Origin of the sequence: Pseudomonas sp. SBB6 (assembly GCF_024213215.1) — a bacterium.
Classification (GTDB): Bacteria; Pseudomonadota; Gammaproteobacteria; order Pseudomonadales; family Pseudomonadaceae; genus Aquipseudomonas; species Aquipseudomonas donghuensis.
Genome location: NZ_JANAVH010000007.1, coordinates 213461 through 237332 on the forward strand (window position 1 = coordinate 213461; position 23872 = coordinate 237332).

General features: G+C 60.9%; 25 protein-coding genes and 1 pseudogene. 8 read left to right on the forward strand and 18 right to left on the reverse strand.

What is annotated here, in order from left to right; genetic code table 11:
* Window positions 1-9: 9 nt before the first annotated feature.
* The 4 genes from glpD to NLX68_RS16065 form a co-directional block, all read right to left on the reverse strand.
* Window positions 10-1548 (reverse strand): glycerol-3-phosphate dehydrogenase, encoded by a 1539-nt coding sequence (glpD, locus tag NLX68_RS16050; RefSeq protein ID WP_254284775.1) that lies wholly within the window; start codon window positions 1546-1548, stop codon window positions 10-12.
* Window positions 1549-1731: 183 nt separating this feature from the next.
* A complete protein-coding gene (locus NLX68_RS16055; protein WP_010221027.1) occupies window positions 1732-2487 on the reverse strand; it encodes a DeoR/GlpR family transcriptional regulator in 756 nt (251 codons plus the stop codon).
* Window positions 2484-4043 (reverse strand): glycerol kinase GlpK, encoded by a 1560-nt coding sequence (glpK, locus tag NLX68_RS16060; RefSeq protein ID WP_254284776.1) that lies wholly within the window; start codon window positions 4041-4043, stop codon window positions 2484-2486. The genes NLX68_RS16055 and glpK overlap by 4 nt, the downstream gene beginning before the upstream one ends.
* 67 nt (window positions 4044-4110) lie before the next feature.
* Window positions 4111-4962 carry an MIP/aquaporin family protein gene (locus NLX68_RS16065; RefSeq protein ID WP_254284777.1) on the reverse strand — a complete coding sequence of 284 codons (852 nt, stop codon included), beginning with the start codon at window positions 4960-4962 and terminating at the stop codon, window positions 4111-4113.
* A gap of 283 nt (window positions 4963-5245) precedes the next feature.
* On the opposite strand from NLX68_RS16065, the gene ybaK reads away from it, so the two are divergent.
* Window positions 5246-5716 (forward strand): Cys-tRNA(Pro) deacylase, encoded by a 471-nt coding sequence (gene ybaK, locus NLX68_RS16070; protein ID WP_254284778.1) that lies wholly within the window; start codon window positions 5246-5248, stop codon window positions 5714-5716.
* Between the two features lie 93 nt (window positions 5717-5809).
* Window positions 5810-6589, forward strand: coding sequence for a PhzF family phenazine biosynthesis protein (locus NLX68_RS16075; RefSeq protein WP_254284779.1), 780 nt, complete (start codon window positions 5810-5812; stop codon window positions 6587-6589).
* A gap of 50 nt (window positions 6590-6639) precedes the next feature.
* On the opposite strand, the gene NLX68_RS16080 is transcribed toward NLX68_RS16075, so the two are convergent.
* Together NLX68_RS16080 and argF are read right to left on the reverse strand one after the other, a co-directional pair.
* Window positions 6640-7749 carry an ABC transporter ATP-binding protein gene (locus tag NLX68_RS16080; RefSeq protein ID WP_134061536.1) on the reverse strand — a complete coding sequence of 370 codons (1110 nt, stop codon included), beginning with the start codon at window positions 7747-7749 and terminating at the stop codon, window positions 6640-6642.
* Entirely contained in the window at window positions 7746-8666 is a 921-nt protein-coding gene (gene argF / locus NLX68_RS16085) for an ornithine carbamoyltransferase (protein ID WP_254284780.1), read from the reverse strand. The genes NLX68_RS16080 and argF overlap by 4 nt, the downstream gene beginning before the upstream one ends.
* Before the next feature lie 377 nt (window positions 8667-9043).
* Between argF and NLX68_RS16090 the strand changes: the two genes are divergently transcribed.
* Together NLX68_RS16090 and grxD are read left to right on the forward strand one after the other, a co-directional pair.
* A complete protein-coding gene (locus NLX68_RS16090; protein WP_254284781.1) occupies window positions 9044-11152 on the forward strand; it encodes a molybdopterin oxidoreductase family protein in 2109 nt (702 codons plus the stop codon).
* A 92-nt stretch (window positions 11153-11244) separates the two neighbouring features.
* Window positions 11245-11577, forward strand: a complete 333-nt coding sequence (grxD, locus tag NLX68_RS16095; protein ID WP_010221035.1) for a Grx4 family monothiol glutaredoxin — start codon at window positions 11245-11247, stop codon at window positions 11575-11577.
* Window positions 11578-11647: 70 nt separating this feature from the next.
* On the opposite strand, the gene bfr is transcribed toward grxD, so the two are convergent.
* Together bfr and NLX68_RS16105 are read right to left on the reverse strand one after the other, a co-directional pair.
* Window positions 11648-12118 carry a bacterioferritin gene (gene bfr / locus NLX68_RS16100; protein ID WP_010221036.1) on the reverse strand — a complete coding sequence of 157 codons (471 nt, stop codon included), beginning with the start codon at window positions 12116-12118 and terminating at the stop codon, window positions 11648-11650.
* Between the two features lie 198 nt (window positions 12119-12316).
* Complete coding sequence (locus NLX68_RS16105) at window positions 12317-12535, reverse strand: bacterioferritin-associated ferredoxin (RefSeq protein WP_254284837.1); 219 nt, start codon at window positions 12533-12535, stop codon at window positions 12317-12319.
* A gap of 234 nt (window positions 12536-12769) precedes the next feature.
* On the opposite strand from NLX68_RS16105, the gene NLX68_RS16110 reads away from it, so the two are divergent.
* Window positions 12770-13372, forward strand: a complete 603-nt coding sequence (locus tag NLX68_RS16110; RefSeq protein ID WP_010221038.1) for a peroxiredoxin — start codon at window positions 12770-12772, stop codon at window positions 13370-13372.
* 118 nt (window positions 13373-13490) lie between these two features.
* Here NLX68_RS16110 and rnt read toward each other — a convergent pair whose 3' ends face one another.
* Together rnt and pyrC are read right to left on the reverse strand one after the other, a co-directional pair.
* Window positions 13491-14162, reverse strand: a complete 672-nt coding sequence (rnt, locus tag NLX68_RS16115) for a ribonuclease T (RefSeq protein ID WP_254284782.1) — start codon at window positions 14160-14162, stop codon at window positions 13491-13493.
* Window positions 14159-15205 carry a dihydroorotase gene (pyrC, locus tag NLX68_RS16120; protein ID WP_010221040.1) on the reverse strand — a complete coding sequence of 349 codons (1047 nt, stop codon included), beginning with the start codon at window positions 15203-15205 and terminating at the stop codon, window positions 14159-14161. The genes rnt and pyrC overlap by 4 nt, the downstream gene beginning before the upstream one ends.
* A gap of 130 nt (window positions 15206-15335) precedes the next feature.
* Between pyrC and NLX68_RS16125 the strand changes: the two genes are divergently transcribed.
* On the forward strand, window positions 15336-16289 hold the full coding sequence (locus tag NLX68_RS16125; RefSeq protein ID WP_254284783.1) for an OmpA family protein: 954 nt from the start codon (window positions 15336-15338) through the stop codon (window positions 16287-16289).
* 129 nt (window positions 16290-16418) lie between these two features.
* The gene (locus NLX68_RS16130; protein ID WP_010221042.1) at window positions 16419-17636 is read left to right on the forward strand and encodes an argininosuccinate synthase; all 1218 of its coding nucleotides are present in this window, start codon (window positions 16419-16421) and stop codon (window positions 17634-17636) included.
* Window positions 17637-17700: 64 nt separating this feature from the next.
* Here the strand turns inward: NLX68_RS16130 and NLX68_RS16135 are convergent, their stop codons facing one another.
* Complete coding sequence (locus tag NLX68_RS16135; RefSeq protein ID WP_254284784.1) at window positions 17701-18228, reverse strand: hypothetical protein; 528 nt, start codon at window positions 18226-18228, stop codon at window positions 17701-17703.
* A gap of 442 nt (window positions 18229-18670) precedes the next feature.
* Between NLX68_RS16135 and NLX68_RS16140 the strand changes: the two genes are divergently transcribed.
* Window positions 18671-19297 (forward strand): response regulator transcription factor, encoded by a 627-nt coding sequence (locus tag NLX68_RS16140; RefSeq protein ID WP_254284785.1) that lies wholly within the window; start codon window positions 18671-18673, stop codon window positions 19295-19297.
* Window positions 19298-19359: 62 nt separating this feature from the next.
* Here the strand turns inward: NLX68_RS16140 and NLX68_RS16145 are convergent, their stop codons facing one another.
* The 7 genes and pseudogenes from NLX68_RS16145 to NLX68_RS16175 form a co-directional block, all read right to left on the reverse strand.
* Complete coding sequence (locus NLX68_RS16145; protein ID WP_174242306.1) at window positions 19360-19536, reverse strand: PA3496 family putative envelope integrity protein; 177 nt, start codon at window positions 19534-19536, stop codon at window positions 19360-19362.
* Window positions 19537-19641: 105 nt separating this feature from the next.
* A complete protein-coding gene (gene nth, locus NLX68_RS16150) occupies window positions 19642-20280 on the reverse strand; it encodes an endonuclease III (protein ID WP_254284786.1) in 639 nt (212 codons plus the stop codon).
* A 4-nt stretch (window positions 20281-20284) separates the two neighbouring features.
* Window positions 20285-20809, reverse strand: coding sequence for an Rnf-Nqr domain containing protein (locus NLX68_RS16155; RefSeq protein ID WP_254284787.1), 525 nt, complete (start codon window positions 20807-20809; stop codon window positions 20285-20287).
* On the reverse strand, window positions 20802-21419 hold the full coding sequence (locus NLX68_RS16160) for an RnfABCDGE type electron transport complex subunit G (RefSeq protein WP_254284788.1): 618 nt from the start codon (window positions 21417-21419) through the stop codon (window positions 20802-20804). Before NLX68_RS16160 ends, NLX68_RS16155 begins: the two co-directional genes overlap by 8 nt.
* Complete coding sequence (locus tag NLX68_RS16165; protein WP_254284789.1) at window positions 21416-22402, reverse strand: RnfABCDGE type electron transport complex subunit D; 987 nt, start codon at window positions 22400-22402, stop codon at window positions 21416-21418. Before NLX68_RS16165 ends, NLX68_RS16160 begins: the two co-directional genes overlap by 4 nt.
* A 43-nt stretch (window positions 22403-22445) precedes the next feature.
* A pseudogene (gene rsxB, locus NLX68_RS16170) lies at window positions 22446-23243 on the reverse strand (electron transport complex subunit RsxB); the annotation flags it as partial.
* Window positions 23240-23821, reverse strand: coding sequence for an Rnf-Nqr domain containing protein (locus tag NLX68_RS16175; protein ID WP_036996647.1), 582 nt, complete (start codon window positions 23819-23821; stop codon window positions 23240-23242). The pseudogene rsxB and the gene NLX68_RS16175, both read right to left, overlap by 4 nt.
* Between the last annotated feature and the right edge of the window lie 51 nt (window positions 23822-23872).

Here is a 23872-nt window from a genome sequence, read left to right on the forward strand (position 1 = left end):
GGTCAGCGACTAGGCAGCTTGTACGCGTGCGCGGTTCAGTTCCAGGCGCTGAAGGTACTCCTGCAAAGCCTGCTGCTCTGTAGCGGTCGTGAACAGGCCCAGCTTGCTCCGGCGCCAGAGGATGTCGTCGGCATTCACCGCCCATTCTTCGCTGCACAGGTAGTCCACCTCACGGCTGAACAGGCCGCCACCAATGGCCTCGCCCAGGTCCTGCGGGCCCTGCACGCCTTCGAGCAAGCGCCAGACGCGGCTGCCGTAGGTACGTGCCCAACGCTTGGCGATCTCGGCCGGCAGCCAGCCGCAGCGGGCCAGGATGGCGTCGACCAGCGCTTGCGGGGTGCTCATGTCTTCACCGCCCGGTAGTGGCGCGGTAGCCGTCCAGCTGCCGCGCATCTGCGGGAAGAACGGTGCCAGCTCGGTCATCGCCGACTCGGCCAGTTTGCGGTAGGTGGTCAGCTTGCCGCCGAACACCGACAGCAGCGGTGCTTCGCCAGTGCTGGCCGACAGCGCCAGGGTGTAATCGCGAGTGACGGCCGACGGGTTGTCGGACTCGTCGTTGCACAGCGGACGAACACCGGAATAGGTGTGCAGGATATCGGCGCGGCTGAGCTGGTGATTGAAGTGTTCGTTGACCACTTTCAGCAGGTAATCGGTCTCGCCCTCGGTGATTGCCACTTTGGCCGGGTCGCCGGTGTATTCGCGGTCGGTGGTGCCGATCAGGGTGAAGCGTTCCAGGTACGGAATGGCGAAGACGATACGCTGGTCTTCGTTTTGCAGGATGTAGGCATGTTCGCCGTCGTACAACTTGGGCACGATCAGGTGGCTGCCCTGGATCAGGCGAATGCCGTAGGGCGCGTCGAGCTTCAGGTCATCCTGGATGAACTTGGCTACCCACGGGCCAGCAGCGTTGACCAGCGCGCGGGCACGGATCGACTGCTGGCTGCCGTCGGCGTTTTCCAGTTGCACGTTCCATACACCATCGACCCGACGGGCGCTGACGCAACGGGTACGGGTGCGGATGTCGGCGCCTTTCTCACGGGCGGCCATGGCATTGAGCACCACCAGGCGGGCGTCGTCGACAGCACAGTCGGCATATTCGAAACCGCGGGTGATTGCCGGCTTGAGCGGATTGCCCGGGCCGAAACGCAAGCTGCGCGAAGCACCGAGCTGCTTGCGCTTGCCCAGGTGATCGTAAAGGAACAGGCCGGCGCGGATCATCCATGCCGGACGCAGGTGCGGGCGGTGCGGCAGCACGAAGCGCATCGGCTTGACGATGTGCGGCGCCTTGGCCAGCAGCACTTCACGCTCGGCCAGGGCTTCGCGCACCAAGCGGAATTCGTAATGTTCCAGGTAGCGCAGGCCGCCGTGGATCAGCTTGCTGCTGGCCGAGGACGTGTGGCTGGCCAGGTCGTCCTTTTCGCAAAGGAACACGCGAAGACCGCGTCCGGCTGCATCGGCGGCAATCCCCACGCCGTTGATGCCGCCGCCGATTACGGCGAGGTCATAAATTTCGGCAAGGGCGGGCGATGACACGCTGGATTGGGACACGGGTGGCCTCCTGAAGGTCTTTCCGACATCGAATCTGAACATCGATGTTCATTTTCGAAAATACTAGCGCAACAAAATGCTGCTCGCCAGTCACTTTTCATAGAAAATACTGATCAGATGACAAATAAATGAAAAATAACGAACATTCGAGCTGCCATCGTTGCGATGGCAGCTCGTGGCCGCTCAGACCACTTCGAGGCGGATCTTGTACTGGTTGAGTAGCTGGGTGAGGGCGGGCACTGGCGCCTGGTCGGTCACCAGGCAGTCGATCAGGCTGATGGAACCCAGGCGCACCATGGCGTTACGGCCGAACTTGCTTGAGTCGGCGGCGAGGATGACCTGGCGGGCATTGGCGATGATCGCCTGGGATACCCGTACTTCCTGGTAGTCGAAATCCAGCAGGCTGCCGTCTTCATCGATGCCGCTGATGCCGACGAGGGCGAAATCGACCTTGAACTGGTTGATGAAGTCGACACTGGCCTGGCCGACCACGCCACCGTCACGGCGCACATTACCGCCGGCCAGCAGCACTTCGAAATCATCCTTGGCACTGAGGATCGAAGCCACGTGCAGGTTGTTGGTGATGATCTTCAGGTGGTTGTGGTTGAGCAGGGCGCGGGCGATGGATTCGGTGGTGGTACCGATGTTGATGAACAGCGAGGCGTGGTCGGGAATCTGTGCGGCGATCGCTTCGGCGATGCGCTGCTTCTCGTCGCGCATCTGGTCGGCGCGCATGGCGTAGGCGGTGTTTTCGATACTGGAGTCGTAAGCCGCGCCACCGTGGTAGCGACGCAGCAGATTAACTTCTGCCAGTTGGTTGATATCTCGACGGATGGTTTGCGGGGTAACGACGAACAACTGCGCCATTTCTTCGATACTGACATAGCCGCGTTCGCGAACCAGTTCGAGGATTTGTTGTTGGCGAGGGGGGAGATTCATGGGCGGTCCTTTTGGGCAGCCGGGCAAATTTCTCCATGATGCCGGAGGATTTGTCTGACGGCCAGTCGCCTCAAGCAATCGCGGGTGCGGTCCACTGCCTTCAGCCAGCCGGCGTACAGCTTCTCTTTCTGCACTTCATCCAGTTGCGGGTTGAACTCGCGCTCGATGATTGCCTTGCCGCGCAGTTCATCCAGGCTGCTCCAGAAACCGCAGGCCAGGCCCGCCAGGTAGGCAGCGCCGAGGGCAGTGGTTTCGCGCATTTGCGGGCGTTCGACGCAGGTGCCGAGGATGTCGGCCTGGAACTGCATGAGGAAGTTGTTGGCGACCGCGCCACCATCCACCCGCAGCTCGCTCAGGCGTTGGCCGCAGTCCTGCTGCATGGCGTCGAGCACGTCGCGGGTCTGGTAGGCGATCGACTCCAGCGCCGCGCGGATGATGTGATCGACCTTGACCCCGCGGGTCAGGCCAAACAGCGCGCCACGGGCGTAGGGGTCCCAGTATGGTGCGCCAAGGCCGGTGAAGGCCGGTACCAGGTACACGCCGTTGCTGTCTTTGACCTTGCTGGCGAAGTATTCGGTGTCGTGGGCGTCGTTGACGATCTTCAGCTCGTCACGCAGCCACTGCACGGTGGAACCGCCGTTGAAGACTGCGCCTTCCAGGGCGTAGGCCACTTCGCCGCGAGGGCCGCAGGCGATGGTGGTGAGCAGGCCGTGGGAAGATTTGACCGCCTTGTCGCCGGTGTTCATCAGCAGGAAGCAGCCGGTGCCGTAGGTGTTCTTGGCCTGGCCCGGTTCCACGCACATCTGGCCGAACAGCGCGGCTTGCTGGTCGCCAGCGATACCGGCAATGGCGATACCGCTTTTGGTGCGGCCGTAGACTTCCGAGGAGCTGCGCACCTGGGGCAGCATCTGCCGCGGGATGTTCAGCACTTCAAGCATCTTCTCGTCCCACTCCAGGGTGTGGATGTTGAAGAGCATGGTGCGCGAGGCGTTGGTGTAGTCGGTGACGTGGACCTTGCCACCGGAGAATTTCCAGATCAGCCAGCTGTCGACGGTGCCGAACAGCAGGTCGCCACGCTCGGCGCGCTCGCGGGCGCCTTCGACGTTGTCGAGGATCCACTTGAGTTTGGTGCCGGAGAAGTACGGGTCGGTGACCAGGCCGGTGGTCTCGCGGATGTAGTCTTGCAGGCCGTCACGCTTGAGCTGTTCGCAGATCTCGGTGCTGCGCCGGCATTGCCAGACGATGGCGTTGTACACCGGGCGGCCGGTTTCCTTGTCCCAGACCACGGTGGTTTCACGCTGGTTGGTGATACCGATGGCGGCTACCTGGTCGTGACTCAGGCCTGCCTGGGCCAGGGCTTCGACCATGGTCGCGCTCTGGGTGGCGAAGATTTCCATGGGGTCGTGCTCGACCCAACCGGCTTGTGGGTAATGCTGTGCGAATTCGCGTTGCGAGGTGCCAACCACGTTGGCGTCACGGTCGAAAATGATGGCCCGCGAACTGGTCGTGCCCTGGTCCAGGGCAATGATGTAGTTCTTGTTCTGGGTGTCTGTCATGTCGTTGGCCTTGCACTTAATAGGGTGGAGATCAGGGCGGGGCGAGCCTGGCTCGCCACTGCAGACATCAGGATGCCTGGGTCTTGCCCTGAGGGTTGGCGTCGGTCTGGGCGCTTTCGCTCTCGGCAACCGGCAGGTTGCGGGCGATCACGCCGCGGTACAGGGCGGCCCCAAGGCTCGCGCCTATGATCGGCGCAAAAATCGGAATCAGGAAATAGGGAATATCACGACCGCCAGTAAAGGCGACTTCGCCCCAGCCGGCGAGGAAGGTCATCAGCTTGGGCCCGAAATCCCGCGCCGGGTTCATCGCAAAGCCAGTCAGCGGGCCCATGGCGCTGCCGATCACGGCAATCAGCAGGCCGATCAGCAGGGGCGCCATGGCGCCGCGCGGCAGGCCGTTGTTGTCATCGGTCAAGGCCATGATCACCGCCATCAGTACGGCGGTGATGATCACTTCGACCAAAAAGGCCTGGCCGGTGGACAGCGCCGGGTGCGGGTAGGTGGAGAACACCGAGGCCAACTCGAGGCTGGCCTGGCTGCCACGGATCATTTCATGGGCCTGTTCGAAATCGAAGAACAGGTTGCTGTACAGCGTGTAAACCAACGCAGCGCCACAGAAGGCGCCGGCAATCTGGGCGACGATGTAGAGCGGCAGTTTGTGCTTCTCGAAACCGGCGAACAGGCACAGGGCGATGCTCACCGCCGGGTTCAGGTGCGCACCGGAAACCCCTGCGGTGAGGTAGATCGCCATGCTCACGCCGACGCCCCAGATGATGCTGATTTCCCACAGGCCAAAGCTGGCACCCGCCACCTTGAGCGCAGCGACGCAGCCGGTGCCGAAAAAGATCAGCAGCGCAGTGCCGAGAAATTCGGCCATGCATTGGCTTGAAAGTGTTGGTTGTCTCAGAGCAGTCGTCATTCGTTACCTCGGTTCTTGTTGTTGTGAGGCGCAGTGAGCGCTCGACAAAAGCCCGACAGAAATCCCCATTTCGGTCGGGCGGCGGCAGGAAATGCACCTTATCGGGGCATAACTATATTCAGAATCGAAAAAATATAGACAAGAAACGATTATGTCAAAGGTCGAAAGTGAACCACCATTCACAATCTGACTATGGGTGACGGTGATGGGCGTTGGTTGCGGTTGGGGTTTTGCCCTAAAGTAGCCAGCGAAATGGCATTCACCCTACTGTCTGGAGTCCTGCATGACCCCCGCCCTGGATCTGCTGAAAAAGGTTCGCGCCGAACACCACATCCACAGTTACGAACATGACCCCAAGGCAGCATCCTACGGGCTGGAAGCGGCGGAGAAGCTCAACCTTGAGCCTGCGCGGGTGTTCAAGACCTTGCTGGCCAGTAGCGAAAAGGGTGAGCTGCTGGTGGCGGTGGTGCCGGTGGTCGGTAGCCTGGACCTGAAGGGCCTGGCCCATGCTGCCGGGGTGAAGAAATGCGAGATGGCGGATCCGGCGGCGGCCCAGCGTTCGACCGGTTACCTGCTGGGCGGGATCAGCCCGCTGGGGCAAAAGAAGCGCCTGCGCACTTTCATTGACGAAACCGCTGAATCCTTTGAAACAATTTTCGTCAGTGCTGGCCGCCGAGGGCTGGAAGTCGAACTGGCGGCTGCGGTGCTGGCCGAGCATACCCAGGGCATATTCGCCGCCATTGGCCGTGACTGACATCTGTATGCTCAAAATCGGTTGATTCTGTCTCTGTCGGTCTTTGCGACTTGGCGGGCATGCTTTGTCGCCCGCCACCGAGAGATCTGTCCCATGCAGCTTGAGTTCCATCAGGTCGATGCCTTCAGCGACCGTCCCTTCGCCGGCAACCCGGCCATGGTCTATCGCCTGGAGCGCTGGCTCGCCGATGAGTTGATGCAACAGATCGCCGCCGAACACAACCTGGCCGAGACTGCGTTCGTCGTTCCCCATGCCGAAGGCTGGCAGATTCGCTGGTTCACCCCGACCACCGAAGTGCCGCTGTGTGGCCACGCGACTCTGGCCAGCGCTCATGTGTTGCTGGAGGTCTATAAAGAGCCGGGGGAGCGGCTGCTGTTCCAGAGTAAATCCGGCCCGCTGAGCGTAAGCCGCGAAGGCGGGCGTTTGCAGCTGGATTTCCCGCGGGTCGAGCCGCAGCCCTTGAATGACGGGGTGCCGGTGGCTCAAGCCCTGGGCTGCCCGGTGCTGGAAGTCTGGAAAACCAATGAACTGCTGGTGCGGGTCGAATCCGAGCAGGTGTTGCGTGCCTGTACGCCGGACATGGTGGCGCTGGCGCAATTACCGGGGCTCGGGGTGATCGTCACCGCGCCCGGTATCGAGCACGATTTTGTCTCGCGTTATTTCGCACCGGGAATCGGTATTCCCGAGGATCCGGTGACAGGTTCTACCCATTGCAGCCTGATCCCGTACTGGGCGCAGCGCCTGGGCAAGCGCGAGCTGCGGGCGTTTCAGTGTTCGAGTCGCGGCGGGGAGTTGTTCTGCCGGCTGGAGGGGGCGCGGGTGAAGATTGCTGGGTATGCCAGGCTGGTGGCCAGTGGGGTTTTGATGATTTAGAAGCATCGCGGGGCAAGCCCGCTCCCACAGGCCCCGCGATTGGCCCTGCATCAGACCGCCGAGCTGTACCGGCGAACGCCGTTCTCCGGCACCGGCAACTGCGCCGCCACGCTGCCCGGTACGGCAAACACCACCAGGTGATCCGCCGCCACTTCAATCCCTACTTCGGCACCGACCTGATGGTCGTTGTGGCTCGGGAAGATCGCTTCCAGCTGGCTGCCGGTAGGCAGTTGCAGGCGATACAGGGTCGAGGCACCGAGGAAGCTCTTGCCCACGATCAACGCCTTCAGCTCGCTGTGCGGCGCATGGATGATGTCATCCGGGCGCAGCAACACGTCCACGGCGCTGCCAGGCGTCAGGGTGTAGGCACGGTTGCCGCGCAGCTCACCGAGTTCGGTGCGTACCGATTCAGGGCTGGTCAACTGGCCGCGAATGAAATAGCCCTGGCCAATGAAACTGGCCACGAATGGTGTCAGCGGTTCGTGGTAGAGGTTGTAGGGGGTATCCCATTGCTCCAGGCGACCTTCCTTGAATACACCGACGTGATCGCTGACGGCGAAGGCTTCTTCCTGATCGTGAGTGACCAGGATCGCGCTGGTGCCACGGCTTTTGAGAATGTCGCGCACTTCATGGCTCAGGCGCCGGCGCAGCTCCACATCGAGGTTGGAGAACGGTTCGTCGAGCAGCAGCAGTTGCGGTTCGGGCGCCAGCGCGCGGGCCAGGGCCACACGTTGCTGCTGGCCGCCGGAAAGCTCGTGGGGGTAGCGTTTGCCCAGGCCGCCGAGCTTGACCAGCTCGAGCATCTCTTCGACCACCTGGCGCTGTTGCGGGTGCTTGCCGATACCAAAGGCAATATTCTCGGCCACGGTCAGGTGCGGGAACAGCGCGTAGTCCTGGAACACCATGCCGATCCGGCGTTTCTCCGGGGCCAGGGTGAATCCGGCCTTGGAGATGACCTCGCCACCCAGCTGGATCTCGCCTTCGTGCACCGGCTCGAAACCGGCAATGGCGCGCAGGGTGGTGGTCTTGCCGCACCCCGAGGAGCCCAGCAGGCAACCGATGTCGCCGGCGTTCAGGTGCAGGTTGAGGTTCTGGACGATGCGCTGCTCGCCATAGCCACAGGCGAGCTCGCGCAGGTTAAGCAGTAAAGGTTGACTCATGCGTGGTGATAGGCCGGTTCAACAAGAAATTCGAGAAGCGCCTTCTGTGCATGCAAGCGGTTTTCGGCCTGGTCCCAGGCGACCGAACGGGGGTCGTCAAGCAGGTCCAGGCTGATTTCCTCGCCGCGGTGAGCGGGCAGGCAGTGCATGAACAGGGCATCGGGTGCTGCCAGGTCGAGCAGTTCGCGGGTTACCTGGTAAGGCGCGAACAAGGCCAGACGCCGTGCAGTTTCCTCTTCCTGACCCATGGAAGTCCAGACATCGGTGCTTACCAGGTGGGCGCCCTGCACCGCATCCTTGGGGTCACGGAAGATCTGCACGCGGTCACCGGCCTGGGCCAGGAACTGCGCATTGGGCTCGAATTCGGCCGGGCAGGCGATGCGCAGCTGGAAGTCGAACTGGATGGCCGCCTCTATATAGCTGTTGCACATGTTGTTGCCATCGCCGATCCAGGCCACGGTCTTGCCCTGGATGGCGCCGCGGTGTTCGAGGAAGGTCTGCATGTCGGCCAGCAACTGGCACGGGTGCAGGTCGTCGGACAGGCCATTGATGACGGGCACTCGTGAGTTGGCGGCGAATTCGGTCAGGGTGCTGTGGGCAAAGGTACGAATCATCACCGCATCGAGCATGCGCGACATGACGATGGCGCAGTCGCCGATCGGTTCGCCACGGCCTAGCTGGGTGTCCCGTGGCGAGAGGAAGATGGCCTGGCCACCGAGCTGGATCATGCCGGCTTCGAACGACAGGCGGGTGCGGGTCGAGGATTTTTCGAAGATCATCCCCAGCACGCGGTTTTTCAGTGGTTCGAACAGTACGCCGCGGTTACGCAGGTCCTTCAGCTCGATACCTCGACGGATCACACTGAGCAGTTCGTCGGGTGTGAAATCCATCAGGGAGAGAAAGTGCCTAGCGCTCATGTTTGACTACCTTTTTGCAACAGACCGCAGATCAGCCATACCGGTTTTTCAAAACAACGGAAGTGACCTGCGGCGAAAGCCGCACGGGGCGACGAATTAGGGGAAGACGCAATACTATAATTAAATGTCGCGTCATACCAAGAGGGGGTTTCGTCGCCGATGTTTCAGGCAGTGTCGTAACCCATTGGGCAGAAGCTTTTTTTATACGTTACACGAGGGTTTTACACTGCCTGCCTGCGCCTTGGCAAACCGGGCGGCGGGCCGGTTGTGAATCGCTACGCCTGATGCCCGAAGATTCACGTGACAAACCTCGCTGGTACGCGCGCCGGGCCAGGCTCATAGTCAGTTCATCCCAGACACCCAAGCAAGAGGTGGCCATGAACAAGACCCTGCATCACCGTGCCTGTCATCTGTGTGAAGCCATCTGCGGCTTGACCCTGGAAATCACCCACGAGCCCGATGTCGCCCCGCGCATCACCTCGATCAAGGGTGACCCCGAGGACCGCTTCAGCCGCGGCCACATCTGCCCCAAGGCGGTGGCCTTGCAGGATATCCAGAATGACCCGGACCGCCTGCGGGCGCCGCACAAGCGCGTCGGTGACAGCTGGCAGGCGATCAGTTGGGAAGAGGCCTTCGAACTGGCCGCGCAAAAGCTCTGGGCCATCCAGCAGGCCCACGGGCAAAACGCCGTGGCGGTGTATCAAGGCAACCCGAGCGTGCACAACTACGGGCTGATGACCCACAGCAACTACTTCCTCGGGTTGCTCAAGACCCGTAACCGCTTCTCTGCCACCTCGGTGGACCAACTGCCGCATCACCTGACCAGCTACCTGATGTACGGCCATGGCCTGTTGCTGCCGATCCCGGACATCGACAACACCGCGTTCATGCTGATCCTGGGTGGCAACCCGCTGGCTTCCAACGGCAGCATCATGACCGTGCCGGACGTCGAGAAGCGTCTCAAGGCAATCCAGGCCCGTGGTGGCAAGCTGGTGGTGGTCGATCCGCGCCGCAGCGAGACGGCGGCCATGGCGGATCAACATCTGTTCATTCGCCCCGGCGGTGACGCCGCGTTGCTGTGTGGCCTGCTCAATACGTTGTTTGCCGAAGGCTTGACCCGCCAACCGAGCCTGCCGGTGGAGGGCCTGGACGAGGTGCAAGCGGCGATCGCGCCGTTCACGCCCGAGGCCATGAGCCCGCTGTGCGGCGTCCAGGCCCAGGTCATTCGCCAGTTGGCCCGGGACTTTGCCGCCGCCGACAAGGCAGTCTGTTACGGGCGCATGGGCATCTCGACCCAGGCCTTCGGCACCTTGTGCCATTGGCTGGTACAGCTGATCAACCTGGTCAGCGGCAACCTCGACCGCGTGGGTGGTGCCCTGTGTACCGAGCCTGCGGTGGATCTGGTGGCCAGTACTTCGGGTGGGCATTTCAATGCCTGGCAGAGCCGGGTCTCCGGGCTTCCCGAGTACGGCGGCGAATTGCCGGTGGCGGCCCTGGCCGAAGAGATGCTGGTCGAAGGCGAGGGGCAGGTTCGCGCGCTGGTGACGGTCGCGGGCAACCCGGTGCTGTCCACGCCCAATGGCCGGCAGTTGGAGCGGGCCCTGGACGGCCTTGAGTTCATGCTCAGCATCGACCTGTACATCAACGAGACTACCCGTTACGCCGACCTGATCCTGCCGTCCACCTCGGCACTGGAGAATGATCACTACGACACCACCTTCAACCTGTTGGCGGTACGCAACGTGAGCCGCTTCAACCGGGCCATCCTGCCCAAACCCGACGGCGCCTTGCATGACTGGGAGATCTTCGTCGGCCTGGCCAAGGCCTTTGCCGCCCGCAGTGACAAGCCGTTGAAGCCGACCCTGGCGCCGGCGCAGATGATCGATATCGGCCTGCGCCAGGGCCGTTACGGTGAGGCCTCGGCGTTCAAGCTGTCGCTTGAGGCCCTCGACCAGCACCCGCACGGCATCGACCTGGGGCCACTGCGGCCCAACCTTGGCGCGCGCTTGAAGACGCCTAACCAGCGGATTCAAGCCGCACCGCGGGAAATGCTTGGCGACCTGCAGCGCTTTGCCGGGCAACAGCCGCTGGCGGCGGATCAACTGCTGCTGATCGGTCGTCGCCATGTGCGCAGCAATAATTCCTGGATGCATAACTACCATCGCCTGGTCAAAGGCAAGCCGCGCCATCAACTGCTGATGCACCCGGATGACCTGGCCGGTCGCCACTTGCAGGACGGCCAGCGGGTGCGGGTCAGCTCGCGGGTCGGCGAAATCGAGGTCGAGGTGCAGGCCAGCAGCGACATGATGCCGGGGGTGGTCAGCTTGCCCCATGGCTTTGGCCATGCCCGTGCCGGGGTACGCCTGGAGATCGCCCAAGGCCAGCCCGGCGCCAGCGCCAACGACCTCACCGATGAGCGCCAGTTCGATGCGGTGTCGGGCAATGCGGCGCTCAATGGCGTGCCAGTGCAGGTGGTTGCGGCCTGATATCGGCAAGGCCGAGCGTCCTGCTTGGCTTTCCGATACAATGCGTCACCGTGCCGACAACCAGGTCGGAAAGTTCAGCCGCGAGGTGCTTCATGGATATTATCGAAACAATCAAAGAGCAGATTGCCAACAACACCATTCTGCTTTACATGAAAGGCTCGCCGAATGCCCCGCAGTGCGGCTTTTCGGCCAAGGCGGCGCAAGCCGTGATGGGTTGCGGCGAGAAGTTCGCTTACGTGGATATCCTGCAGAACCCGGAAATCCGCGCCAACCTGCCAAAGTACGCTAACTGGCCAACCTTCCCGCAACTGTGGGTTGCCGGTGAGCTGGTCGGCGGTTCCGACATCATGGCCGAAATGTTTGCCAACGGCGAACTGCAGACCCTGATCAAGGAAGCTGCAGCCAAGGCCGCTGACAAGGCCTGATTCCAGGTTTGGTCAAAAAAAAGCCCCGCAGTGCGGGGCTTTTTTGTGCCTGTAGGACAGGGTGGTGAGCTTACTCGCCCATCTGCGACTGCAGGTAGTTTTCCAGGGTGATCTTGTCGATCAGGCTCAACTGGGTTTCCAGCCAGTCGATGTGCTCTTCCTCGGCTTCGAGGATGTCTTCGAGCAGTTCACGGCTACCGAAGTCGCCGACGGTCTCGCAGTGGGCGATGGCGGCCTTGAGGTCGACCAGGCCTTTTTGCTCGATCTTCAGGTCGCACTCAAGCATTTCCTTGGTGTGTTCACCAATCAGCAACTTGCCCAGGTCCTGGACGTTGGGGATGCCTTCGAGGAACAGAATACGCTTGATCAGTTTGTCAGCGTGTTTCATCTCTTCGATGGATTCTTTGTACTCGTGCTTGCCGAGCTTCTCCAGACCCCAGTCCTCGTACATGCGGGCATGCAGGAAGTATTGGTTGATTGCGACCAGCTCGTTTCCGAGGATCTTGTTGAGATGCTGGATGACGCTAACGTCGCCTTTCATGATGGGGTCCTGCCCTGTAAGTGTGTCTATAAAGGCAAGTCTGAGCTTCGCAACTTCTACTGTCAAACCTAAGTTATTGAATAATAAATGAAAATTAATCGGAATAAGAATGTTTGTGTTCCGCGTTAAACCCCTAACTACTTGAATTACAGGCATAAAAAAACCGGACACTGGGTCCGGTTCTTGGAATTCGCTGAATTATGCTGCCGTAAATTCTACAGGATAGGGCAGGGCAGCCTGGCTGACCTGAAGCTCGGTGAGGGTGTCGCGCACTACCTGCTTGGCCAGGCAGGCACATTTGCCACACTGGCTCGCCACGTTGGTGGCGCTTCTGACTTCCTTGTAGCTGCAGCATCCTTCATAGATCGCATCGCGGATCTGTCCGTCGGTCACACCAACACAAAGACACACATACATAGGGCTGGCCATCGCTGGTTAAGGCTCAATGCGAAGAAGCTTAATGTTAATGAGAATGCTTGTCAAAGCTCTTTCTGCAGGGCGCGGACTAGAGCGACCAACGGCTGATTGTCGAGCGTTCGGACTGAAACTCGGCGAGCGGCGCCGGGCGGTGTATGATGGTCGGCCATTTCGATGCCAGGCCGGTGCATGCTGGCCTGTGCAGGATGATTCCACCCCATCAGGAGATATCGCATGAGCGTACTCGTTGGCAAAAATGCCCCGGACTTCACCGTTCCAGCTGTTCTGGGCAACGGCGAAATCGTCGACAGCTTCAACCTGGCTTCGGCCATCAAAGGTAAGTACGGCCTGGTGTTCTTCTACCCGCTGGACTTCACCTTCGTCTGCCCGTCCGAGCTGATCGCTCTGGACCACCGCATGGCTGAATTCAAGGCGCGCAACGTTGAAGTGATCGCCGTGTCGATCGACTCGCACTTCACCCACAACGCCTGGCGCAACACCCCGATCAATGCCGGCGGCATCGGTCAGGTCCAGTACATCATGGCTGCTGACATGAAGCACGACATCGCCAAGGCCTACGACGTAGAGTCCGAAGGCGGCGTGGCTTTCCGTGGCGCCTTCCTGATCGACGACAAGGGCGTTGTCCGCTCGCAAATCGTCAACGACCTGCCACTGGGCCGTAACATGGACGAGCTGCTGCGTCTGGTCGACGCCCTGCAGTTCCACGAAGAGCACGGCGAAGTCTGCCCTGCCAACTGGAAAAAAGGCGACAAGGGCATGACCGCTTCGCCAGAAGGCGTTGCTGCTTACCTGAGCGAGAACGCTGGCAAGCTGTAATTGCCAGGCATAAAAAAACCGGCCTGATGGCCGGTTTTTTTATGCCTGTAGGAGCGGGCTTGCCCCGCGATACGATGTACCTGACAGGCCCCAATCGCGGGGCAAGCCCGCTCCAACGTCAGTCGTTGAAGTCCTGCCAGCCGCCCATTTCTTTCCAGCGGTTGACGATGCCGCAGAACAGCTCGGCAGTCTTCTCGGTGTCGTAACGCGCCGAGTGCGCCTCACGGCCATCGAAGTCGATGTCGGCGCTCTGGCAGGCCCGCGCCAGCACGGTCTGGCCATAGGCAAGGCCGGCCAGGGTGGCGGTGTCGAAGCTTGAGAACGGATGAAACGGGTTGCGCTTCATGTCGTGGCGGGCCACGGCGGCATTGAGGAAACCCAGGTCGAAACTGCTGTTGTGACCGACCAGGATCGCCCGTTTGCAGCCATTGGCCTTGAGTGCCTTGCGCACGCCACGGAAGATGTCGGTCAGGGCCGACTCTTCACTGACGGCCATGCGCAGCGGATGGTCGAGCTTGATCCCGGTGAACTCCAGGGCGGCCTGCTCGATGTTGGCGCCTTCGAACGGCTCGACGCGGAAGAAATAGGTGTGTTCCGGGAACAGGAAGCCTTTTTCGTCCATGCCGATGGTGACTGCGGCGATCTCCAGCAGGGCGTCGGTCGCGCAATTGAAACCGCCGGTTTCAACGTCGACCACTACTGGCAGGTAACCGCGAAAGCGCTCAGCCATTGGGTGGCGCGGACCGCCGCCATGACTTTCCTGGTCGTCTTCGTACTGATCTTCGCTCACGCAGTTTCCTCCAGCAGGCGCCAGCGCAGTTGCTCACCGGCGCGCAGCGGGATAACGGTCTGCTCGCCGAACGGCAAGCTGCTTGGGGCGGTCCAGCTGTCGCGGACCAGGGTAATCGTATCGGTGTTGGCCGGCAGGCCGTAGAAGGCCGGGCCGTGCAGGCTGGCGAAGCCTTCGAGCTTGTCCAGTGCATTGCGTTGTTCGAACGCTTCGGCGTACATCTCGATCGCGGCATAGGCGGTGTAGCAGCCGGCACAGCCACAGGCCGCTTCCTTGGCGTGCTGGGCGTGCGGAGCCGAGTCGGTGCCGAGGAAGAACTTGCTGCTACCGCTGGTGGCGGCGTCCAGCAAGGCCACCTGGTGGGTGTTGCGCTTGAGGATCGGCAGGCAATAGAAGTGCGGACGAATACCGCCCACCAGCATGTGGTTGCGGTTGTAGAGCAAGTGCTGGGCAGTGATGGTCGCGCCAACGTTGGCCGGGGCCTCGTTGACGAACTGCACGGCGTCGCTGGTGGTGATGTGTTCAAACACCACCTTGAGGGTCGGGAAGCGTTCGACCACACGGCGCAGGTGCTCGTCGATGAACAGCTTCTCGCGGTCGAACACGTCGATCTCGCTGCGGGTCACTTCACCGTGCACCAACAGCGGCATGCCGACCTCGGCCATGGCTTCGAGCACCGGGAAGATCTTGTCGACACTGGTCACGCCGGAATCGGAGTTGGTCGTCGCGCCAGCCGGATACAGCTTGGCGGCATGGACAAAGCCGGTGGCCTTGGCCGCGCGGATTTCCTCGGGCTGGGTGCGGTCGGTGAGGTAAAGCACCATCAACGGCTCGAAACGGCTGCCGGCAGGGCGTGCGGCAAGAATGCGCTCGCGGTAGGCACCGGCTTCGGCGGCGTTGCGCACCGGTGGCACCAGGTTGGGCATGATGATTGCGCGGGCAAAGGTGCGCGCAACGTCGCCGACGGTATGCGGCAGTACAGCGCCATCACGAAGATGGATGTGCCAGTCGTCGGGACGCAGGAGGGTCAGGCGGTCGGACATTGAGGATTCCAGGCGGGTCGAACTCAAGGTTAATGCTACCGGAAAAGCCGGTTGCGAGCACTCGCTATCAAGTTTTGCCGCGCCCGACCGATAGCGTGCAGGTATACCGTGAAAATCTGTGGAGCCGCCCGTGCGCCAGCGTTATCTAGCCCTGCTCAGTGTGTTTGCCAGCATGCCCGCCATGGCACTCACCTTCCAGACCCGTCTGGAGAACATCGAGTGGAAGGTCGAAGGCGATCAGTTCGAATGTCGGCTGGTTCAACCCATTGCCGATTTCGGCAGCGGCGAGTTCGTCCGTCGCGCTGGCGAGCAGGCGACTTTCCAGCTGCGTTCAAGCAGCAATGTCCTCGGCACAGGCTCCGCCACCCTGCTGGCGGCGGCCGCGCCGTGGCAGCCCGGTCGCGGCGATATCAACCTGGGGGCGGTGCGCATGGCTCGCAGTGGCGTGCTCTTCACCAGTTCCCAGGGCCAGGCCAGCCGCCTTATCAACGGTTTGCTCGATGGTCGCAGCACCGTGGTGCGCAACTATGCCGGTGAAGCCGGGCGGACCATGGAAGTGCGGGTGTTGCCGGTCAAGTTCAACAAGGCCTACGGCGATTATCAGGCCTGTGCGGCAAAACTCTTGCCGATGAACTATGACCAGGTGCGCCAGGCGCAGGTCGGCTTCCCTGGCGGGGGCATCGACCTGGATGCCGATGCCCGGGCACGCCTGGATGTGATCCTCGACTTTCTCAAGGCGGACCCTTCGGTCAACCATATCGAACTCGATGGTCACTCCGACAACAGTGGTAACCGCCTGACCAACCGCGACCTGTCACGGCGCCGGGCGCTGGCGGTGATGGAATACCTCAAGGCCCATGGCATTCCCGAAGAGCAGATCACCGTGCGCTTCCATGGCGAGCGCTATCCGCTGGCGCGCAACAACAGCGCAACCAACCGCGCACGCAACCGGCGGGTGAATATTCAGCTTGATCGGGTAACGCCTGTCGAAAAACCGCTGGAAAAACCGCTCGAGCCTGCCGTCAAAGCACCAGCCGCACCGGCCGCGGCGACAGAGGCCAGCAAGCCGGTCAGCAAGTCCTGAGCTGCGACAGTCCGTCGCGCTCTCGACAGTTCCTGTCGCTTTGTCGTCACAAGCTGTCGCCCCACTGTAAATTTTGTCGCAAGGTCGGTAGAATCAACGGCTTTCCGTACAACCCCGTGGAGTGATGGCATGGCGGACGTAAAAAAGGTCGTACTGGCGTATTCCGGCGGCCTTGATACTTCGGTGATTCTCAAGTGGCTGCAGGATACCTACAACTGTGAAGTGGTGACCTTCACCGCTGACCTGGGACAGGGCGAAGAGGTCGAACCGGCCCGCGCCAAGGCTCAGGCCATGGGCGTCAAGGAAATCTACATCGACGACCTGCGCGAAGAATTCGTACGCGACTTCGTGTTCCCGATGTTCCGCGCCAACACCGTTTATGAAGGCGAGTACCTGTTGGGTACTTCCATCGCTCGTCCACTGATCGCCAAGCGCCTGATCGAAATCGCCAACGAAACCGGCGCCGATGCCATTTCCCATGGCGCCACCGGTAAAGGCAACGACCAGGTACGTTTCGAGCTGGGTGCCTATGCGCTCAAGCCAGGCGTCAAGGTCATTGCGCCATGGCGTGAATGGGACCTGCTGTCCCGTGAAAAGCTGATGGACTACGCCGAGAAGCACGGTATCCCGATCGAGCGTCATGGCAAGAAGAAGTCGCCGTACTCGATGGACGCCAACCTGCTGCACATCTCGTATGAAGGCGGCGTGCTGGAAGACACCTGGACCGAGCACGAAGAAGACATGTGGCGCTGGACCAAGTCGCCAGAAAACGCCCCGGACGTTCCGACCTACCTGGAACTGACCTACCGCAACGGCGACATCGTTGCCCTGGACGGCGTTGAAATGTCGCCTGCCACTGTGCTGGCCACCCTCAACCGCATCGGCGGCGAAAACGGCATCGGTCGCCTGGACATCGTCGAGAACCGTTACGTCGGCATGAAGTCTCGTGGCTGCTATGAAACCCCAGGCGGCACCATCATGCTGCGCGCCCACCGGGCGATCGAGTCGATCACCCTGGACCGTGAAGTCGCTCACCTGAAAGATGAGCTGATGGCCAAGTACGCCAGCCTGATCTACACCGGCTACTGGTGGAGCCCTGAGCGTCTGATGCTGCAACAGATGATCGATGCGTCCCAGGTCAACGTGAACGGCGTCGTGCGCCTGAAACTGTACAAGGGCAACGTCATCGTCACCGGCCGTAAGTCGGACGATTCGCTGTTTGACGCCAACATTGCCACCTTCGAAGAAGATGGCGGTGCGTACAACCAGGCTGACGCAGCGGGCTTCATCAAGCTCAACGCCCTGCGCATGCGCATTGCTGCCAACAAGGGTCGCAAGCTGGTCTGACGCTTGTTACCCCAGAAAACCCCGGCTTGCCGGGGTTTTTTTTGCCTGTTGGTTGGTTGCAGCACTACGATTTGGTCAATGATTGCCTCATCAGGGTGATTTGCGCGCCCGTGTCGAGGTTGTTCAAGATCCACTTGTTACACGGCAATCGTGTGGGCTTTAGTGCTTGTAGTACGAAGTACTCTATTAGTTCGCTTGCAGCCGGGCCACGTAATGCGATGGTTACTGTGCTCAGCTCGGAAATGTCCGGAAGCACATGCCGTGTTTCAACTTCTTTAACTGGCGTGCTTGGTAAATCAATGTCGGCGACTTCGTGGGTGGGCGGTTCAACCTGGAGGGAGATGTGTGCCGGAGCAGGCACCGTGGCTGCAGTGAGTTCATTTATTTCGGGGGAATAAAGGGACTTGTAATTGAAATTCAAAGTAAGAAAGAACAATACCGTCAGGAAGAACGGAAAGCCGACCAGAAACCAGGTGTAGATACCTTGGCTATCCTCCCCCAGGAATGGCAGAGAGGCCAGCGCTGATGCTTCGATGATGCCAGCAAAAATCGCAATGATCGTCAGTGGGCTTTTCGGCTCGACTTTACTCATGCAGTTACCCTTGCACTCGGTGCGTCCGGTCCTATGTTGCCGCAGGTTTAGCATGCTCGACACAGCCTCGGGCAGCATGGCTCACTTCTCGGGTTGGTAATCTACCCATGGATCATGTAAGGCGGTTTTACATGGCTGAATATTATTGTTTTTATCAAACAGATCTATAGGACTTTTCCTTCAGCTATTAAGGCCGAGTTTCATAGGCGGTGTCTTTGTCTAGTGCTACCTTTATTCAGGAAGTGTTGAGGCTATCTGCAATATGGGTCAGTGTTGGTTCTTTAGAAATTTTGGTTTTGCTGGTTTGTAGGATAATTCTCTAAAGTCCGTAGGCTGCGTCCTTGTATGCATTTGCTTGTTAACGGCGCAATACAATATGTCGTACAACTAGGCTATTGTGCGAGCTCAAAATAATAGAACAGCGAACAATTGGATTTTGCTCATGAATAAAGTCCTGATCGTGGATGATCATCCGGTCATTCGCCTGGCTGTACGCATATTGATGGAGCGGCATGGATATGAAGTCATTGCCGAGACAGATAACGGTGTGGACGCATTGCAGCTGGCGCGCGAGCATGGTCCTGATATCGTCATCCTGGACATCGGTATCCCCAAGCTTGACGGCCTTGAAGTGATCGCCAGGTTGACCGCCAACAATGCCTGTATCAAGGTGCTGGTGCTGACTTCGCAGGCGCCTGGGCATTTTTCCATGCGCTGCATGCAAACGGGGGCTGCGGGCTATGTCTGCAAACAGCAGGATCTCACCGAACTGCTCAGTGCCATAAAGGCAGTGCTTTCCGGTTACAGCTACTTCCCCAACCAGGCGTTGCATTCCGTGCGCTCGAACCTGGGTGGCTCGAGCGAGGCGGACATGGTCGAGCGCTTGTCGGGCCGGGAGATGATGGTCTTGCAGCAGCTTGCCCGCGGCAAGACCAACAAGGAGATCGCCGACGGCATGTTCCTCAGCAACAAGACGGTCAGCACCTACAAGACGCGTTTGTTGCTCAAGCTCAATGCCCGCTCGCTGGTCGATCTGATCGAGCTGGCCCAGCGTAACGGCCTGGTTTGATACACCCAGAAACAACAAAGCCTCCATCAAGGAGGCTTTTGTGCTTCTACAGCATCGGCCCTTCAGAGGTCGAAGTCGTAGTCAGCCAACTGCTTCTGCAAGCGACGTTCTTCCAGCAGGTTGTCGATGGTGCGGCGTTTGCTCAGGTTGGTTTTCGCCACTTCAACCGGTACATCGTCATCCGCTTCTTCAGTGACGATGTCATCATCTACAACCAGGTCTTCTTTATCGGTGCTCATAAGTCACTCCAAGCCAAGAGGGCCATTGGCGCACCTTATAGCGAGAATTTCTGAGCGGGTAAAAAAGATTTTTTCAATCGGTTGAGCAGTGTTTTCACTATCTTCTCAATCGTCCGAGGTTTTGTGCTTGTACTCACACAAATCTTCGATCCGGCAACTCCCGCAGCGGGGTTTGCGCGCCTGGCACACATAGCGTCCATGCAGGATCAGCCAGTGGTGGGCATCCAGCAGGTAAGCCTTGGGCACGAACTTCATCAGGGCCTTTTCAACCTCCAGGACAGTCTTGCCCGGCGCAATTCCAGTACGGTTGCTGACCCGGAAGATATGCGTATCGACGGCCATGGCCAGTTGCCGAAAGGCTGTGTTGAGTACCACGTTGGCGGTCTTGCGGCCAACCCCGGGCAGGGCCTCCAGCGCTTCGCGGGTTTCCGGCACCCGGCTTTCGTGCTGTTCGATGAGCAGGCGGCAGGTTTCGATGACGTTTTTCGCCTTGCTGTTGTACAGGCCGATGGTCTTGATGTATTCGGACAGGCCTTCGACGCCCAGGGCGTAGATCGCTTCCGGGGTATTGGCGACCGGGTACAGTCTGGCCGTGGCCTTGTTCACACTGACATCGGTCGCCTGGGCCGAGAGGATCACCGCAATCAGCAGTTCGAACGGGCTGTTGTAGGCCAGCTCGGTTTTCGGCTCAGGGTTGTCTTCGTGCAGCCTGCGAAAGATTTCCAGGCGTTTGGCGGCATTCATGGGGTCAACGCTTTCCTTGACGACGTGTAGGGGCTGGCCGTCGGCAAACCCGGTTGTACAGGGCCAGCATCAGGCCCAAAAGTATCAGCGCACCCGGCAACAGACTGGCCAGGCGCAGGTTGGCAAACTCGCCAAGCCCTTGCCTGAACAGCCCCATGGCCATGCACAACAAAGCGAAACCGCCCAGTGTGGCCGCCGCCGTACGCCAACGGCCGCTGGCGCCCTGGGCGAACTCGAATACCAGGCATTGTACGGCGATCAGTGCCGAATAGGGGCCCAGCACCAGCGACAGTGGCAGGGCCCAGGCGCGCAGGGCCAACTCCAGGCAGGTGACCAGCAAGGCGGCCAGCAGCACGCTGGCAATCAGGCTGGCGCTTGCATCCAGCACTTTGTGCAGGGGCGTCATGCACAGCCGGTGCAGGCCGATGATCAACAGGCTGAGCAGCGCAATGGCACTTGCCTGCGTGAACGTCTGTGTGGCCCCCAGCAAGGGCGCCAGGCTTATGGCCGCGAGCCACTGTCTATTCATTGGCACCTCCTGTCAGCAGTTGCTGGCGATGCTCGTCGAAATAGCGCAGGGCATCATGGGTGGCCTGAATGACTGCCCGGGAGGTGACGGTGGCGCCGGCCAGTTGATCGAACTGACCGCTATCGCGCTTGAGCGCCCAGGCGGTATCGGCAATGGTGTGCCGGCTGCTGCCGACAAAACCTTGCAGCCAGGTGTTGCCGGGTTCGACCAGCTTGCCGCCCAGGCCAGGGGTTTCCTGTTGTTGCAACACCTTTACGCCAATCAGGCGGCCGTTGTCATCGATGGCAATCAACAGGTCCAGGGGGCCACCGTAGCCCTGCGCCTGGCTGTGCAGCACGACCGCGCGGGGCTGCCCCTGCAAGGTCGCCAGGTAACCTGCGAGCAGGCGGCTGTGATCCAGGGGCGCGGCCCCCAGGTGCAGGGGGTGTTGCAGCGGCTGGTTGTCGTAGTGCTGTTCGGGCAGCACGCTGAGCCAGCGTTGGGCCTTGAGCTGCTGCTCGGCGTCCGTGATGCGCTGGGCGGTGAGTTGGTGCCAGAGTACTGTGCCGCCCACGGCCAGTACGGCAAGGGCCAGCAACAGCGCCGTGGAGCGTATCGACGTGGTGTTCATTGCGCTTGCGCCTTTGCGCGCTCAGCCCAGCGCTCCAGCGTGGGAACACTGAGATTCATCAACAATACCGCGAATGCGGCACCGTCCGGATAGCTGCCCCAGGTTCGAATCAGGTAAATGAGCACGCCCGCGCCGATACCGAACAGCAGCTTGGCCTTTGGGCTTTTCGGCCCTGACACCGGCTCGGTGACGATGAAAAACGCCGCCAGCATCGTCGAGCCAGACAGCAGATGCAGCAGCGGCGAGCCATTGGAGTCCGAGCCCGAGCCGTTCCAGCACACCAGGCTGATCAGCAACAGGCTGGCCAACAGGCCGACCGGGGCATGCCAGCTGATGACCTTGCGCTGTAACAGCAGCAAGCCGCCGAGCACAAAGGCCAGGTTGACCGCTTCGCTGCCCCGGCCGCCAAAGTGGCCGAAGCCGGGATGGTTGGCGAACAGCTCATCCATGGTCAGGCTGCGGTTGTTGCGCAGGCCGTCCAGTACCGTGGCTTGTGCCCAGGCATCTGGCTGGTTGCCGGAACCAAGGCCGAATACCTGCTGCAGTGTATCTGCCAGCCCCAGTACCTGGGTGACCGGCCACTGGGTCATATGTTGTGGAAACGACAGCAGCACCAGCACATAGCCGACCATCGCCGGGTTGAACAGGTTCTTGCCGACACCGCCGTAGAGTTGCTTGCCCAGGACAATGGCGCTGCTGGCGGCAATCATTGGCAGCCACCAGGGGGTGTAGACCGGCAGTGCCGCCGTCAGCAGGACGGCAGTGACCAGGGCGCTGCCATCATTCAGGGCGGGCTGGATCGGCCGGTGTTGCAGTTTCAGCAGTAGCGCTTCACTCGCCAGTGCCGCGCTGGCGCACAGCAGCAGGTTCAATAGCAGCCCCCAGCCGTGTAGCCACAGCAGGGTCAGCAACCCTGGCGCGCAGGCCAGCAGCACCAGGCCCATGGTGCTGCGCAGGCGTTCGCTGTTATCAGTTGCGGCCATGGTCGGCTGCCGGTTGTAGTGTTTGCAGGTGCGTCTGGGTCTGTTGCGCCTCGCGCTCAAGCTCCGCCAGTTGCGCTTGCTGGGTCTCGCTGGGGGTATCGCCAAAGGCCGCCCTGGCCTTGCTCAATTGCGCCCGGCTCATGGCCGCGGCAATTTTTGCCTGCTTGAGGGCGGCATCGGCGGCCGCGGCTTTCTGTGCCTTGACGCGTTCAATGGCGGCCTTGATCGGGTCGTCGACAGCTGCGCTTGGGGTGGCAGCGGTGGGGTTGGCTGCCCGCTGGCTGCGGGCCAGGCGTTCGGCCTGCTTGCGTGCTTCTTCGCGCTGCAGGCGGTTGTTGCGCTGCTCAAAACGGCGCCGGGCATGGTTGCGCTTATGACTGCGGGCTGCGAGCGTTTCGGCATCCTGGGCCAGGCCGCCGATAATCGCCACGACGTTGCGGCTGGCCGTCAATGGCAGCAGGTCGATGCAGTCCACCGGGCAAGGCGCCACGCACAGGTCGCAGCCGGTGCATTCGGCGCTGATCACCGTGTGCATCAGCTTGGCCGCGCCGACAATGGCGTCCACCGGGCAGGCCTGGATGCATTTGGTGCAGCCAATGCATTCGGCTTCGCGAATGAATGCGACCTGCGCCGGAGCACTGCCGCGCTCGGGGTCCAGTTCGATCACCGGCACTTCCAGCAACCTGGCCAGGGCGGCGATGGTCTCGCGGCCCCCGGGTGGGCATTTGTTGATCGCTTCGCCCGCAGCCAGGCCTTCGGCGTAAGGCCTGCAGCCAGGGTGGCCACACTTGCCACATTGGGTCTGCGGCAGCAGGGCGTCGATGCGTTGAATCAGACTCATGGGTTGAATAATCCGTTAAAGCCGAGAAACGCCATGGCCATCACGCCGGCGCCAATCAGCTCGATCGGCAGGCCGCGAAACGCCTCTGGGATGTCGTCGTTGTCGCTGCGTTGGCGCAGGTCTGCGAACAGGCTCAAGGCCAGCCAGAAGCCCAGGCCGCCACCCAGGCTCCAGGCCAGGGTTTGCGCGACGCCAAAACCGTTTTCGCTAGCCTGCAGGCTCAAGCCTAGCAGCGCTACGTTGGCCAGCAGCAAGGGCAGCAAGCCGTCAAAGGGCAGGGCGGGCAGCAGGCGTGTCAGCAGTGTGAGCAGCGGCTTGATCAGCAGCACGCACAGCGGCAGGAACACGAACAGGCGCAGGTATTCAAGCTGCAGGGGCAGCAGCGCCAGGCGGTAAATCAGTTGCCCAAGGCCGACCGCCAAAACCAGTAACACCAGGGTTGCCAGCCCCAGCGCATGCACCTGGCGCCGATCCTGATCGGTAGCGCTGCGCAGCAGTGGGTCGATGGCCAGTCCCTGGTGCAGGACCAGGTTGTTGATCAGCGCGGCGCTGACCAGGGCCAGAAAGAATTCGCTCATGAGGGGGCCGAATGCTGAGGCTGTCCGCCATTATCCGGCAATGACGCGAGG

Coding starts and splice junctions, on each gene's coding strand:
- NLX68_RS16055 (WP_010221027.1), bottom strand. CDS start 2,487: ATGAATCTCCCCCCTCGCCAACAACAAATCCTCGAACTGGTTCGCGAA.
- glpK (WP_254284776.1), bottom strand. CDS start 4,043: ATGACAGACACCCAGAACAAGAACTACATCATTGCCCTGGACCAGGGC.
- NLX68_RS16065 (WP_254284777.1), bottom strand. CDS start 4,962: ATGACGACTGCTCTGAGACAACCAACACTTTCAAGCCAATGCATGGCC.
- ybaK (WP_254284778.1), top strand. CDS start 5,246: ATGACCCCCGCCCTGGATCTGCTGAAAAAGGTTCGCGCCGAACACCAC.
- NLX68_RS16075 (WP_254284779.1), top strand. CDS start 5,810: ATGCAGCTTGAGTTCCATCAGGTCGATGCCTTCAGCGACCGTCCCTTC.
- NLX68_RS16080 (WP_134061536.1), bottom strand. CDS start 7,749: ATGAGTCAACCTTTACTGCTTAACCTGCGCGAGCTCGCCTGTGGCTAT.
- argF (WP_254284780.1), bottom strand. CDS start 8,666: ATGAGCGCTAGGCACTTTCTCTCCCTGATGGATTTCACACCCGACGAA.
- NLX68_RS16090 (WP_254284781.1), top strand. CDS start 9,044: ATGAACAAGACCCTGCATCACCGTGCCTGTCATCTGTGTGAAGCCATC.
- grxD (WP_010221035.1), top strand. CDS start 11,245: ATGGATATTATCGAAACAATCAAAGAGCAGATTGCCAACAACACCATT.
- bfr (WP_010221036.1), bottom strand. CDS start 12,118: ATGAAAGGCGACGTTAGCGTCATCCAGCATCTCAACAAGATCCTCGGA.
- NLX68_RS16105 (WP_254284837.1), bottom strand. CDS start 12,535: ATGTATGTGTGTCTTTGTGTTGGTGTGACCGACGGACAGATCCGCGAT.
- NLX68_RS16110 (WP_010221038.1), top strand. CDS start 12,770: ATGAGCGTACTCGTTGGCAAAAATGCCCCGGACTTCACCGTTCCAGCT.
- pyrC (WP_010221040.1), bottom strand. CDS start 15,205: ATGTCCGACCGCCTGACCCTCCTGCGTCCCGACGACTGGCACATCCAT.
- NLX68_RS16130 (WP_010221042.1), top strand. CDS start 16,419: ATGGCGGACGTAAAAAAGGTCGTACTGGCGTATTCCGGCGGCCTTGAT.
- NLX68_RS16135 (WP_254284784.1), bottom strand. CDS start 18,228: ATGAGTAAAGTCGAGCCGAAAAGCCCACTGACGATCATTGCGATTTTT.
- NLX68_RS16140 (WP_254284785.1), top strand. CDS start 18,671: ATGAATAAAGTCCTGATCGTGGATGATCATCCGGTCATTCGCCTGGCT.
- NLX68_RS16145 (WP_174242306.1), bottom strand. CDS start 19,536: ATGAGCACCGATAAAGAAGACCTGGTTGTAGATGATGACATCGTCACT.
- nth (WP_254284786.1), bottom strand. CDS start 20,280: ATGAATGCCGCCAAACGCCTGGAAATCTTTCGCAGGCTGCACGAAGAC.
- NLX68_RS16155 (WP_254284787.1), bottom strand. CDS start 20,809: ATGAATAGACAGTGGCTCGCGGCCATAAGCCTGGCGCCCTTGCTGGGG.
- NLX68_RS16160 (WP_254284788.1), bottom strand. CDS start 21,419: ATGAACACCACGTCGATACGCTCCACGGCGCTGTTGCTGGCCCTTGCC.
- NLX68_RS16165 (WP_254284789.1), bottom strand. CDS start 22,402: ATGGCCGCAACTGATAACAGCGAACGCCTGCGCAGCACCATGGGCCTG.
- NLX68_RS16175 (WP_036996647.1), bottom strand. CDS start 23,821: ATGAGCGAATTCTTTCTGGCCCTGGTCAGCGCCGCGCTGATCAACAAC.